This is a genomic window from Nitrospirillum bahiense, assembly GCF_007828025.1.
GTDB classification, from domain to species: Bacteria; Pseudomonadota; Alphaproteobacteria; order Azospirillales; family Azospirillaceae; genus Nitrospirillum; species Nitrospirillum amazonense.
The window spans coordinates 1-15,035 of the sequence record NZ_VITO01000007.1 but is presented as its reverse complement, the minus strand read 5'-3'; the positions used below and the strand labels follow the sequence as shown (position 1 = coordinate 15,035).

Genomic DNA, 15,035 nt, shown 5'->3' with positions numbered 1-15,035 from the left:
TTGAAATCTTCTTTCGTTAATGTGCCCGGTTTTATAGGAAACCGCCGGCACCTTATCGGCGTTGGGAAAGAATAGGGAATGGTTGGGATGGACGGGAACGGAACCGACAAGCTGTGCGCACCCCTTCCGGCCAACCCCACCATCAGCGACGTGGCCGAACGGGCCGGCGTGTCGCGGGCGGTGGCGTCCCGGGCGCTGTCGGACGAACAACGGCCCGTCTCGGCGGAGAAAAAGGCGCGCGTGCTGCAGGCGGCGCAGGAGCTGGGATTCCGCCCCAACCTGCTGGCCCGCAGCCTGACCACCAAAAGCGTCAACTTGGTGGCCGTCGTCGTCAACCACATCCATGATCTGAGCGACCTGGATCTGTTCGATCCCCTGCTGGCCGCCGTACAGAACATGGGCAAGCAGGTGATTTTCATCCGGGTGGGCTCCAGCGACCGCGTGGAGTCCTTCCTGCGTACCGGCGTCGCCTATCACGTCGACGCCGCCATCGTCTTTTCCGATTTCGCCGATGCCGCCACCGCCCGCACGCTGTTCCGAAGCGACCAGGTGCTGATGCTGAATGGCCGGCACGATGACCAGTCCCCCGCCGTCATCCCGGATGAGCGGGTGGGCATCGCCGAAGCCATGGCCCACGCGGCGCGCCAGGGGGTGAAAAGCGCCGCCCTGGTGACGGGCCGCCTCACGTCCGCCCTGGAGCAGGCACGCATCCGTTTGTACCAGGCGGCCCTGGCGGCCCAGGGCATCCGGCTGATGGCCAGCCTGCAGGGTGACTACTCCTATGCCAGCGGCCACAAGGCGGGGGAGGAGCTGGCGCTCACGCCCCGGCCGGATGCCATCTTCTGCACCTCCGACGCCATGGCCATGGGTGTGCTGGACCGCCTGCGGGCGGACTTCCCCCAGGGGCGTGCCACCACCACCCGCCTGTACGGCTTCGACAATCTGTCGCTGATGGATTTCGACGCCTATCCCATTTCGTCCATCGGCTATGACAAGCAGGCCTATGTGGCGGCGGTCATCGCCGTGCTGACCGGTGCTGCCACCGGCCCCTGGCCCCTGACCCTGCCCACGCGATTCCATCCCCGGCTGACCGGCTAACCGGCCGACAGGGCCGGAACGGCAGCATCCCGGCCCCACCATTTGCGGTAGTTCGCCTCATATGCCCCGGACTTGATGTAGTCGGCGACGAAGCCGTTCAGCCAGCGCAGGAATTCCAGATCGCCCTGGGCCAGGCCGATGGCGATGGGCGCGTTGGAATAGAGGTCGGGCAGTATCTTCAGGGTGGGGTAGACGCTGGCCAGATAGTCCATCATGGATGAATCCTCGATGCCGGCGTCCACCCGCCGCTGCACCAGCAGCAGCACGCCATCGGGCGCGAAGCTATCGGTGTGCACCAGCTTCGCCCCCGGCACCGCCTGGCGCAGGAAGACCTCCCCCGTCGTGCTGCGGCCCACCACCACCCTCTTGCCCGCCAGATCCGACAGCTGGTTGATGCCGGCGCTTTTCTGAACGATGACGCGCAGGCCCGCGCGGTTGTAGGGAATGGTGAAGGCGATGGTCTTGGCGCGTTCCGCCGTGGCCGTCAGATTGGCCACCGCCACGTCGATCTGGCCCGACACCAGCATGCTGACCCGGGCGTCGCCGGAAACGTCGGTGTATTCCACCCGCACCCCCAGCTTGTCCGCCAGGCGCTTGGCCACATCGACGTCATAGCCGGCGGGCGCGTTGCGGTCGTCGCGGAAGCCCACCGGTTCCCCGCCCAGCGACACCCCCACGCGCAGCACGCCGCGCTGGCGGATATCCTCCAGCTTGCCGGCCCAGGCGGGCGTCACCAGCAGGAGGACGGCGAGCATGGGCAACAGCTTGCGCAGCATGAGAATTCCTTATGCGATCCTCGGACGCCGAACGCCGCCATCCGGCGGCTTGGCTTCCTCAGTTTCCAATCCACTGCGTTCCCCGGAAATCTCCGGCGGACACAGCCGTGTCCGACAGCGGCATGAGCCGCGTCTCATGCCGCTGGGCTAAACCGTGCGGGCGACCCGTTCCTCAGGGGCGGATAGCGACGGATCCCAATACCAATAGCGGATGGCGGGGCCGCAGCGGAAGCTGACCACCTCATGGTTGCCGTGGGCGTCCAACGCGTGGATGACCACGCCGGCCAGGAAGCCCTCGCGCAACTCCGCCAGGTCCGCCACCGCCAGGTCCACCGCCTCGCGCAGGGATTTGCCCAGTTGCAAGGCCAGGACGATGGCGCGGGCGGTACCGCAGCGCACTGTCATCTCCCCCGTATGGGTGCAGGCGGCGGCGCCGAAGCGGCTGTCGGCATAGAAGCCGGCGCCGGCGACGGGTGAGTCGCCCAGACGGCCGGGGTACTTCCACGCCCAGCCCGAGGTGCTGGTGGCCGCGTGCAGGTCGCCGCCGGCATCCCGGCCCAGGAAGACGGTGGTGTCGCGCACCCGCTCCGGATCGGTGATGGCGCGGCTGAGCGGTGCCAGCGGGATGTTGGGGAAGGCGGCAAGGTCAGCGGGCGGCAGCTCCTTTTCCAGCCGCTCCCACCACACCCGGCGCGAGTCCTCCAGCAGCGTCGGTTCCACGTCGAACCCGCACTCCAGGGCGAAGCGGCGGGCCCCGTCACCGGTCAGCAGGGTGTGCGGCAGGCGGCGCATGACCTGCAGGGCCACAGCGCTGGCCGGGATGACGTCGCGCAATGCCCCGACGGCCCCCACCTGGCGGGTGCCGCCGTCCATGACGCCGGCGTCGAACTCCATCTCCCCCAGCATGTTGGGCCACCCGCCGTAACCGACACTGCGCACCGTCGCCTCGCGCTCCACCCGCGCGATGCCGGCCACCAGGGGGTCGGGCCCCCGCTCCCCCGCCCTCAGGCGGTCAACGGTGGTCTGGAACCCGGGCCAGGCCTCGGAATTGGCGATCAATATCATGCGGGAATCTCGGCAAGGGGGGCGGCGGGCGCCATCTTGGACAGGAATTGACGGATGCGCGGATGGGCCAACCCCCCGTCCGCGGCGAAGAACTGGTCCGTGGGCAGGTCGATGATCAGGCGCCCCTGGTCCAGGAAGACGATGCGGGTGGAGATGCGCCGGGCGAATTCCACCTCATGCGTCACGAACAGCATGGTGGTGCCGGCCCCATCTGACTGACGCGCCGCCAGTTTCCCCAGGATGGCCAGCACCTCCGCCGTCATCTCCGGATCCAGCGCGCTGGTCACCTCATCCAGCAGCAGATAACGCGGATTCATGGCCAGTGCCCGGCAGATGCCCACGCGCTGGCGCTGCCCGCCCGACAGCTGGCCGGGATAGGAGTCGGCCTTGCCCACCAGCCCCACGCTGGCCAGCAGGGCGCGGGCCTGCGCCTCCACCTCATCCCTGGGGCGCCTCAGCACCAGTTCCGGCGCCAGGGTGATGTTCCGCAGCACCGTCATGTGGGGGTAGAGGTTGAACAGCTGAAACACGGTGGCCGACAGGCGGCGCGCCTGGGCCAGCTGGCGCGGGTCGGACACGTCCAGCCCATCCACGGTGATGCGGCCGCCGTCCAGCGTCTCCAACCCGTTGACGCAGCGGATCAAGGTGCTTTTGCCCGACCCGCTGGATCCCAGGATGGTCACCACCTCCCCCAGCGCCACCGTCAGGCTGACCCCGTCCAGCACCGTGTGGGCGCCAAAGCGCTTGATCACGCCCTCCACCGCTATCATGCCGTCATCTCCAGCCCCCTAAAGCCCCAGCGGGGCGGCATGGGCGCGCAGCCGCCGCTCCCATCGATTGCCCAGCAGCGTCAACGTCTTGGCCGCCGCGAAATACAGCATGCCCACCATGGTCCACACGGCGAAGGGCCGCAGGGTCCGCAGGTTCAGGATGTCGCCGGCCTTGGTCAGATCGACCACCCCGATGACCGAGACCAGGGAGGTCACCTGCAACTGGTTGACCGCCAGGCCCACCAGCGGCGCGACCGCGAAGGCGAGCGCCTGGGGCCCCAGAATGTGGCGCACCAGCTGGACACGGCTGAGGCCGAAGGCGCGCGCCGCCTCCACCTGGTCCCGCCCCACCGCGTCCAGGCCGGCAACGGCGATGAAATAGACGAAGGCCGCCGTGTTGGCCGACAGGGTCAGGCCCGCGGCGAAGATGGGCGTCAGCGGCTGGTGGAGCAAGGCGGGCACACCGAAGAAGACCAGGAACAATTGCACCAGCACGGGTGAATTGCGCAGCAATTCCAGGCCGGTGTGCAGCAGGGTACCCAGCGCCGGCGCACGGAAGTGGCGCACCACGGCCGCACCCGACCCCAGGACCAGCCCGATGAGGAAGGTGCCGGCGAACAGGCCAAGGCTGACGCCCAGGCCCTGGGCCAGCAGGGCGCCGTCATGCCAGGTGAAGCCGACGTGCCGCATCAGGCCCCTTTCCCAGCCGTGCGGCTGGTCATCATGTGCCGGTTCAGGCGCCGATGCAGGGCATTGATCGCCAGAGACACGGCATAGGTCAGGCCGGCGTAGGCGGCCAGCAGGAAGGCGTAGACCTCGAACGGGCGGTAGGTTTCCGACGCCACGCCCCGGGCCGTGCCCGTCACCTCATCCAGCGTGATCATGGACAGGATGGAGGAGCTGAGCACCAGGTTCACGAAGACGGAACCCAGGGGCCGGATGGCGGTGCGCAGGGCGATGGGCAGGACGACGCGGCTGATGATGGCGAGCCGGGACAGGCCGCTGACCTTCGCGGCCTCGACCACCCCGGGCTCGATCGCCAGGATGCCGCTGCGCACCACATCGCTGCCATAGGCGCCGCCCACCAGGCCGAGCGCCAGCACGCCGGTCCAGAAGGCGTCGATGTACACGCCCACCTCGGGCAGGCCGTAAAACAGGAAAAAGACCTGCACCACGAAGGGCACATTGCGGAAGACGTCGACATACAGCCGCGCCAGTCGCCCCGCCCAACTTTCGCCCACCGCCGCCAGCCCCAGCATCGTGGCCAGCGCGAAGGCGCCGGCGATGCCCAGCCCGCAGACCTCGGCCGTCAGCGCGGCACCGGCCAGCAGCGCGTCCAGATGGGGCGTCAGCACCGTGAGGTCGAAGGGCAATGACGATTCCCCGTTTTGTGAAATCGGTTTCAGTTGGACTCGGGCCTGGGCCGTACCGTCTTCACCACCATGGGGAATCTCGGCCGCCGATGCCAGAAAAGAAAACAGGGCCGCGGGGTTGGCGCCCGGGCCCTGTCAAGGTTGATGGACTACTTCCGGGAAGAAACCCGAAAGGTTGACCGAACGAACCGGGGCGGCAGATCCCCGTAGTGGTCCATTCGACCGACCGAATGCGTCAGGCGGGGCAGCCTTTGCGCATTGGCCTGGGGAACCTAGACCCGGTCGGTAACAAACGGATGTCACTTGTTGATAGGCTAAGAAACAAATCGTTGCAATTGTGCTTTCAGTTACCTTTCAGAAACATTTCCGGCTGAAGGCGGGCTTTTCCCGTCCCGCCAACCCCGCCATGCAAGGTCAGGCTTCCCCCGGAGCCCCGCCACCTGGCAAGCTGGCGCCGAATGCCCACATGTGGCCTTGCCCCTTTGGCTCGCCCTGGGGCACCGTGATCTAAGCCTGGAGCTTGCGCACCCATGCCCCCCTTGCCCCCCGACGCCACCGCCGCCGGCATCCTGGACGACCTGCTGACCCTGGCGCGCAAGGCTGGCGCGGATGCCGCCGACGCCCTGCTGGTGGACAGCGCCGCCATGTCCATGAGCCAGCGCCTGGGCAAGCCGGAGGAGGTGCAGCGCGCCGAATCGGGCGACCTGGGCCTGCGGGTGTTCGTGGGCAAGCGCCAGGCCATCGTCTCCTCCACCGACCGCAGCCCGGCGCTGCTGAGGGAATTGGCGGAGCGGGCGGTGGCCATGGCCCGCCTGGTGCCGGAAGATGATTTCTGCGGCCTGGCTGATCCTGACAGCCTGGCCCGCGATTGGCCGGACCTGGACCTGTGCGACCCATCCGAGCCGGTGGCCGAGGATCTGCTGGCCCAGATCGCGGAGCTGGAGGAGACGGCGCTGGCCGTGCCCGGTGTCAGCAATTCCGAAGGGGCGGATGCCGGCTGGTCGCGCTCCACCGTCACGCTGGCGGCCAGCAACGGCTTTTCCGGCGGCTACAGCGTCAGCCGCCGCAGCCTGTCCGTCTCCGTCCTGGCGGGCAGCGGCACGGGCATGGAGCGGGACTACGACTATCATTCGGCCATCTATGCCGGTGATTTGGAGTCGCCCGTCACCATCGGTCGCCGCGCCGGTGAGCGGGTGGTGGCCCGCCTGAACCCGCGCAAGGTGGCGACCCAGGCCGTGCCGGTGGTGTTCGACCCGCGCGTGGCCGGGGGTCTGGTCAGCCACCTGACGGGCGCCATCTCCGGCGCCGCCATCGCGCGCGGCACCAGCTTCCTGAAGGACAAGATGGGCCAGGCGGTGTTCGCGCCCGGCATCACCATCGTGGACGACCCGCACATCCGCCGCGGCCTGCGCTCCAAGCCCTTCGATGCCGAGGGACAGGCCAACGGCCGCCGCAACCTGATCGACGGCGGCGTGCTGACCACCTGGCTGCTGGACTGCCGCTCCGCCCGCCAGCTGGGCCTGGCCTCCACCGGCCACGCGTCGCGCGGCACTGGCGGCCCGCCCGGCCCCAGCGCCACCAATGTCTATCTGGCCCCGGGCGAGGAGACGCCGGAGCAGCTGCTGGCCGACATCCGCCAGGGTTTCTACGTCACCTCGCTGATGGGCAGCGGCGTCAACGGCATCACCGGCGACTACAGCCGGGGCGCCTCGGGCTTCTGGATAGAGGATGGCAAGATCGCCTTCCCCGTGGCCGAGGTCACCATCGCCGGCAACCTGAAGGACATGTACCTGACCCTGCGGCCGGCCAACGACCTGGAATTCCGCCACGGAGTGGACAGCCCCACCCTGCGTGTGGAAGGCATGACGGTGGCCGGCACCTGACGCGGACTGGCATTCCCGCGGCGCTCTCGGCTAAGTTACCGGTAACAGAAACGGAACAGCCTTGAGGGAGGCAGCCCCCATGACCTTCACCCTGAACCGCCGCGGCCTGGCCCTGGCCGCCGTGGCCGGCGCCGTCCTGGCGCGGTCCGCGAAGGCGGACGGCACGCCCGCCACCGACTTGGTACGCCTCTCGCGCCAGCATCGCGACCCGGACGTGCTGCTGCCGCTATGGCCCGGCACCCCGCCGGGCGGCGAGGGCGTGGCGGTCAAGGATGTCGTCACCGACCATGGCCCCGTGGGCGGGCCGCCGGATCGCGTGGCGGAGAGCGTGTCCACTCCCACCCTGGCCTTCTTCCGCAGCGCCAGCCCCGGCCCGCGCGCCACCATCCTGGTCATCCCCGGCGGCGGCTACTCCAGTGTGTGGTTCGACAAGGAGGGCTATGAGATCGCCCGCTGGCTGAACGCCACCGGTCTGCACGCCGCCGTCCTGACCTACCGCCTGCCGGCGGAAGGCTGGAAGAACGGCGCGGACGTGCCGCTGCAGGATGCGCAGCGCGCCATGCGCCTGCTGCGCGCCAAGGCCAAGGCCTGGGCGGTGGATGGCGGCCGCATCGGCATCATCGGCTTCTCCGCCGGCGGCCACCTCGCCGCCAGCCTGCTCACCCGGCACGACGCCGCCGTGTACACGCCGGTGGACGAGGCCGACAAGCTGCCGGCCGGCCCCCAGCTGGCCTGCCTGGCCTATCCCGTCATCTCGATGGACGAGTCACTGACGCATCCGGGCTCGCGCCAGCATCTGCTGGGCAACAGCCCGTCGGCCGAGCAGGTGAGGGCCTATTCGCCGGACCAGATCGTGCGGACGGGTGCCTGCCCCACCTTCCTGTTCCACGCCGCCGATGACGACACCGTCCCCGTGGGCAACAGCCTGGCCATGTTCCAGGCCCTGCGTCGCCAAAACGTGGCGACGGAAATGCACATCTTCGAATCCGGCGGCCACGGCTTCGCCATCCGCGACACGCCCGGCCGTCCCGCCGAACCCTGGCCGGATCTGTACCGCCGGTGGTTGAGCCGGCATGGGTTTGCGTGAGGTTCGCGGTAACGGCGGCAGGGAAGTCCTGCCGCCGGTCACGCTGATGGTGTTTAATTCACAATCTTCCACTGACCGTCGGGCTGGCGGCAGGCGGTGCCGGTGACGGTCTGCTTGCGGCCGCCCACGGTGGCCACGCTCTGGTATTCGCGGCAGTAGTTGTCGGCCGATTCCTGCCAGGTTTTGACCGGGGTCATCTGGTAGCGCGCGCCGTTGTCCGGGTTGTTCCAGACGATCTGCTGGCCGTCCGGCGCCTTTTCCATGGCCTGGGCGAAGCAGCCCTCGTCACTCTGGTCCATGCTGTTGAAGGCGGCGTTGCCCGCCAGGGCGCCCAGCAGCACGCCGGCACCGGTCATGGCGGCCTTGCCGCCGCCGTGGCCGAACTGGGAACCGGCCAGACCGCCCAGCAGCGCGCCCACCACCGTGCCGACGTTCAGGCCAACGGCGCCACGATCGCAGCGGCCTTCATCGATGCCCACGTCGGCGGCGTAGAACTCACGGTAGTGCGGGGAGCGGCGGTCAACGTAACGGGGCGGCGGGCCTCGGTGGTCATCGCGCCAATGGTCATCCCCGCGGTGATCGTCCCGCCAGTGGTCATCACCCCGGCGATCATCGTCCCGCCGGTCGTCCCCCCGGTGGTCGTCATGCCAATCCCGGTCCCGATAGCGATAGCCGGACGCCTCGGCCCAGGGCGGCGGATCGGCCCAGGCCGGCAGGGTGGCGCCCAAGGCCACGACGGCGGTCGCGGCGGCGGCGATGAGACGGGAAGAGCGCTTCATGATGGCCCTCATTTCTTCCGATGCTTGGGTGACGGCATGTCACCGATAGGGGTCGTATCAGCGACATTATGACGCCGATCGTGGCGACCATGGGGCAGCCCTAGGGGGCGCGTCATCTGTCCTTCCGGTGTAGCTGGCCGGTGTAGCCGGAAAAGCCTGCCCTTCCAGCCGGCGGCCGGACTGTCTTAGACTGACGGACGGAGGAGCCATGATCCGCTTCGGTCCGTGGAGCACGATGTTGGGCATGGCCGCCGGGTTCGGCGCGCTGGTGGCCCTGCTGTTGCTGAACGCCCCCGGCAACCGCGTGGCAAACCGCCTGCTGGCGGCCCTGCTGGGCGTCGCCGTGCTGCGGCTGATGCCCTATGTCCTGGGCTTTGCCGGCTTTTACGACGCGTATCCGTGGCTGTCGTTCGCGCCCTTCAACTTCGCGCTGGCCACCGGGCCGCTGCTGTACCTCTACGTCCGCCGCCTGGTGACACCGCGCCTGCCGCGCGGATGGTTCTGGCATTTCACGCCGGCGGCCCTGAACCTGCTCTATACCCTCTGGGCCTTCGCCCTGCCGCTGGATGAGAAGACGCGGTGGAACGACGCGGTGCATGCCCGCTGGATCGACCCGGTACAGACGTGGGCGGGCGTCCTGTCGCTGACGCTCTATTTTCTGGCGGCAGCCGCATTCCATGCGCGCTACGGCCGCTGGCTGGCGGGTGCCGTCAGCAATCCCCGGGAACGGCAGCCGCCCTGGCAGCGGACGCTGCTGGTGGCGCTGGGCTTGTGGCTGGTGGTGACGGTGGCCTTCGATGCCGTCGATGCCCTGCTGGCGCCGCTCAGCTACTACGACCGCTTCCCCCAGTACCTGACGTTCGCCGCCATTGTCCTGGCCCTGGGGCTCGAGGGGTGGCGTCATGCGGGGCGCGCCTATCCGCCCATGGGGTCGCCGGCGCCGGAACCAGCCCGGCCGCGCGAGCGCGACTGGACGGAGACCGCCACCCGGTGGCAGGCCACCATCCGCCGTGAAGGATGGTGGCGTGAACCGGGCCTGACCTTGGCCGAGGTCGCCCAGCGCCTGGGCACCAATGAGACCTACCTGTCCCGCGCGCTCAACCAGGGCCTGGGCCACACCTTCAGCGCCCTGGTCAACGGCTTGCGGGTGGAGGCGGTGCAGGCCCGGCTGCGCCAGGCGGAACCGGGGGACCTGCTGTCGGTGGCGCTGGACTGCGGCTTTGCGTCCAAGGCCAGCTTCAACCGGGTGTTCCGCGACCATACGGGCATGAGCCCCAGCGCCTGGCGCGCGGCTCAAAAGACGGAAAACGGCGGATTTACGGGGAATGAGGCGACGGTGGGCGGCGATGGCGGCTAGCTGGGGCTCCGCGCCGGAAAGGTCCCGGCGCAACCCCAGAGGTAACCGATGCGCCCTTCCCGCCTTCTCCTCTCCCTGCTGCTCGCCGGTGCTTTGGCCGGTCTGTCCACGGCCCAAGCCGATGAGCCGCCCCGCTATGCCCCCCTGCCCCTCACACCGGCGCAGGCGCAGGCCGACGTGGCGCTGCTACGCCAGGCCCTGGAAACCATCCACCCCGGCCTGTACCGCTACAGCGGCCCCGCCGGGATCGATGCCGCCTTCGCCCGGCTGGAGCAGATCGCCACCGCGCTGGCGACCGACCTGACGCTGTGGCGGGCGGTGGCGGAAATGCTGGCGGCCATCCACTGCGACCACACCAAGCCGGAGGCTTCGCCCGCGATCGAGGCGTGGCGTACGGCGCACGCCACCCACCTGCCGTTCCGGTTCACGGTGGTGGAGGGGCGGATGATCGTGGTGTCCAACGACGGCCAGCCCGGGGCGCCGCCGGCCGGCGCCGAGATCACCGCCCTGAATGGCATGCCGGTGCCGCGCATCCTGGATACGCTGGCGGCGGCCGTCGCCTATGACGGCGCCACGACGCCCAGCATGGCCACCAAGCTGGCGGACGACAGCGACCTGATGGGTGACGATGTGGACGAATACTGGCCGGCCTACTACGGCTTTCCCGACCGCTGGCAGGTCGACTGGAAGCGCCCGGGCGACACGGGGCTGTCGCGATCCGACCTGGCCCCGCTAACCTTCCCCGCCTGGCGCGCCCTGGCCGGCCCGGCGGCACCCTTCCGGACGGAACTCCACACCGGGCTGACCTGGCGCCTGAGGCCGCGATACGCCTATCTGCGCATCGACACCTTCGTGAACTACCGCAACCCGGTGGACGCGCCGGCCCTGCTGTCCGCGTTCTTCAAGCCGCTAAAGGCGCGGGAGGTGCCCCGGCTGGTCCTGGACCTGCGCAACAACGGCGGTGGGTCGGACGATGCCGTCCTGGCGCTGGGCAGCCTGCTGCTGGCCCGTCCCTATACCTGGTCCCACCCACCACTGCTGAAATCCATCCGGTACGGCACGCTGCCGGACCACATGGAAAGCTGGGGCGATCCCAGGGCCCTGTTCGAGCCGCCCACGGAGGCGTTCCGCCAGACCGCCGACGGCTGGTGGGAGCGCAAGCCGGTTGCGGACGATCCGGATGATGACGGTTTCCGGCGGCAGGTGCCTTCGCCGATCCGGTACGCCGGGCGGCTGGTGGTGCTGGCCGGCCCCCGCAACGCCTCGGGCGCCACGCGTCTTCTGGCGCAGCTGAAGGACAAGAGCGACGCGCTGATCGTGGGCGAGGACAGCGGCGGCAGCGCCGAGGGGCCCACCGCGGGCCACATCTTCCTGCTGACCCTGCCCAACAGCCACCTGAAGGTGCGCATCCCCAACGCCTGGAACCGCACCGACCTGGACAGGCCGGCCGGCGGCCCTGGGCTGGGCGTGGCCGCGGACCTGGTGGTGACACCGACGGTGCTGGACCTCGCCAGCGGCACCGACCGCGCGCTGGCGGTCGCCCTCCAGGCGGAGCCCGGTCCCGACGCGATGCCGGACGCCGGCGCGCTGGGCGCGGCGCTGGCCGGCGGCTGGAGCGGCACCCTGGACTATCGCGACTACGGAACGGACCGCCGCGTCGTCCTGCCCACCCAGATGTCGGCCACCGGGGGCACGTCGCCGGGTACGGTGACCACGCTGGCCTTCACCTTCGACGACGGCCCGGGGAAAACCGTGCAGGCGCGGGAAACCTGGTCGCTGGACACCGCGCGGCGGGCCTGGTGCCTGACAAGCGGGGAGACCAGCCGATGCCACCGGGTGGTCGAATTCCGCGCGGGCCCGGGGCCCGGCGACGTGACCCTGGTGGCCGACGGCACGGGGGAGGAAAATGGGGAAGCGGTGGCCTCGCGTCTGATCCTGGCCCGGCGGGGGGACACGCTGAGCTTCAGCACCCTTACCGCCCCGCCCGGCCATCCGCTGCTGATGCGCCACGCCTATTGGCTGAACCGTGTTCCCCCTACATGAAGCTATAGGGGTCGACGTCCACCTGCACCCGCACGGCCGCAGGGATGGGCACGGACGCCAGCCAGGATTGCAGCAGCGGCTGCACCGCCACCCCGCGCGCCGTCTTCAGCAGCAGGCGCCGGCGGTGGCGGCCGCGCAGCAGGGCCAGGGGTGCCGGGGCGGGCCCCAGCACCTGCAGGTCGTCGCCCTGCGGCGCCGCGCGGGCCAGGTCGCGGGCCAGCTTGTCCACCTGGCGTTCATCCTCGCCGGAGATGATCAGGGCCGCCAGCCGGCCGTAGGGCGGCAGGTCCATGGCCCGGCGCTGGTCCGCCTCCGCCGCCAGGAAGGCGTCGCGGTCATGGGCGGCCAGCGCCTGCATCACCGGATGCTCCGGCATGTGGGTCTGCAGGAAGACGCGGCCCGGCCGGCTCTCGCGGCCGGCACGGCCCGCCACCTGGTGAAGCATCTGGAAGGTGCGCTCCGCCGCGCGCAGGTCGCCGCCGCCCAGGCCCAGGTCGCCATCCACCACCCCCACCAGGGTCAGCATGGGGAAATGGTGGCCCTTGGCCATCACCTGGGTGCCGATCAGGATGTCGACCTTGTGGGCCCGCACATCCTCGATCACCGTCTGGATGGCGTGTGGGCCGACCAGTGTATCGCTGGTCATCAGGGCCACCCGCGCATCGGGGAACAGCTGCGCCACCTCCTCCGCCACGCGCTCCACCCCCGGGCCGCAGGCGACGAAGGAATGCTCCGCCTCGCAGGACGGGCAGGTTTCGGGCAGGCGGTCGGTGTAGCCGCAGTGGTGGCATTGCAGCCGGCGGCTGAGGCGATGCTCCACCAGCCAGGCGGTGCAGTTGGGACATTGCAGGCGGAAGCCGCAGCTGCGGCATAGGGTCAGCGGCGCGTAGCCCCGGCGGTTCAGGAACAGCATGCCCTGCTCCCCCGCCGCCAGCGTCTCGGCCATCGCCTGCGTCAGGATGGGGGACAGCCAATGGCGGGCCGGCGGCCGGCTGTCGGGCCGGCGCAGGTCAATCAGCGTGACCTCGGGCAGGCTGGCGCCGCCGTGGCGGGCCGGCAGATCGATGCGGCCGTAGCGCCCCGTTTCCGCATTCGTCAGCGTCTCCAGCGACGGCGTGGCGGAAACCAGAGCCACGGGGATGCCGCCGAGGAAGGCGCGCGCCACCGCCATGTCGCGGGCATGGTAGATGACGCCGTCCTCCTGCTTGAAGGCGGCCTCATGCTCCTCATCCACCACGATCAGGCCCAGGTCGGGATAGGGCAGGAACAGGGCGGAGCGCGCCCCCACCACCACCGGCGCCTCGCCATTGGCGATCGCCCGCCAGGCGGCGCGGCGATGAGTGCCGGCAAGATCCGAATGCCATTCCACCGGCCGCACACCGAATCGCCGGGCGAATCGGTCCAGCCACTGGCTGGACAGGGCGATTTCCGGCAGCAGCACCAGGGCCTGGCGCCCCAGGCGCAGGCAGGCGGCGATGGCCTCGAAATACACCTCCGTCTTGCCGGACCCGGTGACGCCATCGACCAGGGTGGCGGAATAGGTGCGGGCGTCCACCGCCGCGCACAGGGCGCCGGCGGCCGCCGCCTGGTCGGGTGACAGCTCCGGCCCGGCCCTGTCGGCGTCGGGGATGGGCGGGCGCGGCTGAGCGCGCAGGGCCACGGGCGTCAGCAGGCCCGATTCGGCCAGGCCCCGGATCACGCCGATGCCGCAGGCCGCGTCGCGCGCCAGGTCGGCCGGGGTGCGGGGCGGCCCGTCCTCCTCCATCAGCGCCAGCACCCGGCGGCGCGCGTCCGTCATCTTGAAGCCCGGCGGCGGCGAGTCGCCCGACGGCAGATAGGCCAGCAGTTGCTTGGGATCCTCCAGCGCCGCCGACACACTGACCGCCATGCGCAGCACCGAGCCGGGTGCCGACAGGGTATAGGCAGCCACCCAGTCGACGAAGCGCCGCGACACCTCGGGCATGGGTGGCAGGTCGAAGCGGCGGATGACGGGCTTCAAGCGGCTGGCCGCCACGCCCGCCTCCCAATTGTCCCCTGGACCGCCCACGGCCCAGACAACGCCGAAGACATGGCGGGGGCCCAGCGGCACCTCGACATAGGCGCCGGCCTCCAGCTCCATGTCGTCGGGGACGCGGTAGTCATAGGGGCTGGCCAGGGGCAGGGGCAGCAGGACGCGCACCCGCCGCACCGGTGGGGCCGCCGTCTCCATCCCGCTTGCCGTCAACAGATCCATGGCCTTGCTGTTACCACTGGGCACCCCCTGGGCGCCACCGTTCCCTATATGGTCTTATGCCAGCGGCATTTGACCGTGGCCGGTCAAATGCCGCCCTCAGGCGCCGGGCGGCCACATCCGTGGCCTTGGCTATCCTTGTAACTTGAATGAGGCCGCGTCGGGTAAGCTACCAGACGCGGTGGCAGGCAAGAGGCCGCGCTATCCTAGGGCCACCAAGCCCGTAAGCGAGCAAGGTCCTTTGCCTGCCGTTCCATCGAACCCGAACAGTCGCTTGGGCCGCTTGCGAAGCCCGTTTGCGCAAGGAGGGGTTAAGATGGACGCCATCGTCGGCATTGATGTCTCCAAGGACCACCTGGACGTTCACATCCGGCCAGAGGGACGGGCCTTCAGCGTCACGCGTGACGCTGAAGGCCTGGCAAGCCTGGTCGACCAACTGGCGTCGCTTGACGTCAAAGCCATCGGTGTGGAGGCGACCGGTGGCTTCGAGACGGTGGTCGTGGCTAGCCTGGCGGCCGCCGGCCTGCCGGTTGTCGTCGTTAATCCCGCCCAGGTGCGGGCCTTCGCCACTGCG

The 15,035-nt window shown here is 69.8% G+C and carries 13 protein-coding genes; 6 read left to right on the top strand and 7 right to left on the bottom strand.

All coding sequences use genetic code 11. The features are described 5' to 3' along the window. Positions 1-87 precede the first annotated feature (87 nt). Positions 88-1,098, top strand: coding sequence for a LacI family DNA-binding transcriptional regulator (locus FBZ88_RS11705; RefSeq protein WP_145617034.1), 1,011 nt, complete (start codon positions 88-90; stop codon positions 1,096-1,098). On the opposite strand, the gene FBZ88_RS11700 is transcribed toward FBZ88_RS11705, so the two are convergent. The 5 genes from FBZ88_RS11700 to FBZ88_RS11680 all read right to left on the bottom strand — a co-directional run bounded on the left by FBZ88_RS11700 (position 1,095) and on the right by FBZ88_RS11680 (position 5,082). Beyond that, positions 1,095-1,874 (bottom strand): transporter substrate-binding domain-containing protein, encoded by a 780-nt coding sequence (locus tag FBZ88_RS11700; protein ID WP_145617033.1) that lies wholly within the window; start codon positions 1,872-1,874, stop codon positions 1,095-1,097. The two genes, FBZ88_RS11705 and FBZ88_RS11700, sit on opposite strands and share 4 nt — an antisense overlap. A gap of 147 nt (positions 1,875-2,021) precedes the next feature. Beyond that, positions 2,022-2,939: an isoaspartyl peptidase/L-asparaginase gene (locus FBZ88_RS11695; RefSeq protein WP_145617032.1), complete on the bottom strand. Its 918-nt coding sequence runs from the start codon at positions 2,937-2,939 to the stop codon at positions 2,022-2,024. After that, complete coding sequence (locus tag FBZ88_RS11690; RefSeq protein WP_145617030.1) at positions 2,936-3,709, bottom strand: amino acid ABC transporter ATP-binding protein; 774 nt, start codon at positions 3,707-3,709, stop codon at positions 2,936-2,938. The genes FBZ88_RS11695 and FBZ88_RS11690 overlap by 4 nt, the downstream gene beginning before the upstream one ends. An 18-nt stretch (positions 3,710-3,727) precedes the next feature. Beyond that, entirely contained in the window at positions 3,728-4,399 is a 672-nt protein-coding gene (locus FBZ88_RS11685; protein ID WP_145617029.1) for an amino acid ABC transporter permease, read from the bottom strand. After that, positions 4,399-5,082, bottom strand: coding sequence for an amino acid ABC transporter permease (locus FBZ88_RS11680; RefSeq protein ID WP_145617028.1), 684 nt, complete (start codon positions 5,080-5,082; stop codon positions 4,399-4,401). The genes FBZ88_RS11685 and FBZ88_RS11680 overlap by 1 nt, the downstream gene beginning before the upstream one ends. A gap of 530 nt (positions 5,083-5,612) precedes the next feature. Between FBZ88_RS11680 and FBZ88_RS11675 the strand changes: the two genes are divergently transcribed. Both FBZ88_RS11675 and FBZ88_RS11670 read left to right on the top strand, forming a co-directional pair. Beyond that, a complete protein-coding gene (locus FBZ88_RS11675; protein ID WP_145617027.1) occupies positions 5,613-6,965 on the top strand; it encodes a TldD/PmbA family protein in 1,353 nt (450 codons plus the stop codon). A 79-nt stretch (positions 6,966-7,044) separates the two neighbouring features. Further along, a complete protein-coding gene (locus FBZ88_RS11670) occupies positions 7,045-8,052 on the top strand; it encodes an alpha/beta hydrolase (protein ID WP_145617026.1) in 1,008 nt (335 codons plus the stop codon). 53 nt (positions 8,053-8,105) lie between these two features. Here FBZ88_RS11670 and FBZ88_RS31325 read toward each other — a convergent pair whose 3' ends face one another. After that, positions 8,106-8,831, bottom strand: a complete 726-nt coding sequence (locus tag FBZ88_RS31325; RefSeq protein ID WP_145617024.1) for an RT0821/Lpp0805 family surface protein — start codon at positions 8,829-8,831, stop codon at positions 8,106-8,108. Positions 8,832-9,039: 208 nt separating this feature from the next. On the opposite strand from FBZ88_RS31325, the gene FBZ88_RS11660 reads away from it, so the two are divergent. Beyond that, positions 9,040-10,188, top strand: a complete 1,149-nt coding sequence (locus tag FBZ88_RS11660) for a helix-turn-helix domain-containing protein (protein ID WP_145617023.1) — start codon at positions 9,040-9,042, stop codon at positions 10,186-10,188. A 48-nt stretch (positions 10,189-10,236) separates the two neighbouring features. Beyond that, entirely contained in the window at positions 10,237-12,231 is a 1,995-nt protein-coding gene (locus FBZ88_RS11655; RefSeq protein WP_145617022.1) for a S41 family peptidase, read from the top strand. Here the strand turns inward: FBZ88_RS11655 and FBZ88_RS11650 are convergent. Beyond that, positions 12,224-14,464, bottom strand: coding sequence for a primosomal protein N' (locus tag FBZ88_RS11650; protein WP_145617021.1), 2,241 nt, complete (start codon positions 14,462-14,464; stop codon positions 12,224-12,226). The genes FBZ88_RS11655 and FBZ88_RS11650 overlap by 8 nt on opposite strands. A 313-nt stretch (positions 14,465-14,777) precedes the next feature. Here FBZ88_RS11650 and FBZ88_RS11645 point away from each other — a divergent pair. Beyond that, positions 14,778-15,035: IS110 family transposase (locus FBZ88_RS11645; protein WP_145617020.1), on the top strand; the 258-nt coding region annotated here is incomplete at its 3' end.

What these genes read in the sequence shown, in the direction of transcription:
- FBZ88_RS11705 (WP_145617034.1), top strand. Translation starts at nt 88, where the DNA reads ATGGACGGGAACGGAACCGACAAGCTGTGCGCACCCCTTCCGGCCAAC.
- FBZ88_RS11700 (WP_145617033.1), bottom strand. Translation starts at nt 1,874, where the DNA reads ATGCTGCGCAAGCTGTTGCCCATGCTCGCCGTCCTCCTGCTGGTGACG.
- FBZ88_RS11695 (WP_145617032.1), bottom strand. Translation starts at nt 2,939, where the DNA reads ATGATATTGATCGCCAATTCCGAGGCCTGGCCCGGGTTCCAGACCACC.
- FBZ88_RS11690 (WP_145617030.1), bottom strand. Translation starts at nt 3,709, where the DNA reads ATGATAGCGGTGGAGGGCGTGATCAAGCGCTTTGGCGCCCACACGGTG.
- FBZ88_RS11685 (WP_145617029.1), bottom strand. Translation starts at nt 4,399, where the DNA reads ATGCGGCACGTCGGCTTCACCTGGCATGACGGCGCCCTGCTGGCCCAG.
- FBZ88_RS11675 (WP_145617027.1), top strand. Translation starts at nt 5,613, where the DNA reads ATGCCCCCCTTGCCCCCCGACGCCACCGCCGCCGGCATCCTGGACGAC.
- FBZ88_RS11670 (WP_145617026.1), top strand. Translation starts at nt 7,045, where the DNA reads ATGACCTTCACCCTGAACCGCCGCGGCCTGGCCCTGGCCGCCGTGGCC.
- FBZ88_RS31325 (WP_145617024.1), bottom strand. Translation starts at nt 8,831, where the DNA reads ATGAAGCGCTCTTCCCGTCTCATCGCCGCCGCCGCGACCGCCGTCGTG.
- FBZ88_RS11660 (WP_145617023.1), top strand. Translation starts at nt 9,040, where the DNA reads ATGATCCGCTTCGGTCCGTGGAGCACGATGTTGGGCATGGCCGCCGGG.
- FBZ88_RS11655 (WP_145617022.1), top strand. Translation starts at nt 10,237, where the DNA reads ATGCGCCCTTCCCGCCTTCTCCTCTCCCTGCTGCTCGCCGGTGCTTTG.
- FBZ88_RS11650 (WP_145617021.1), bottom strand. Translation starts at nt 14,464, where the DNA reads ATGGATCTGTTGACGGCAAGCGGGATGGAGACGGCGGCCCCACCGGTG.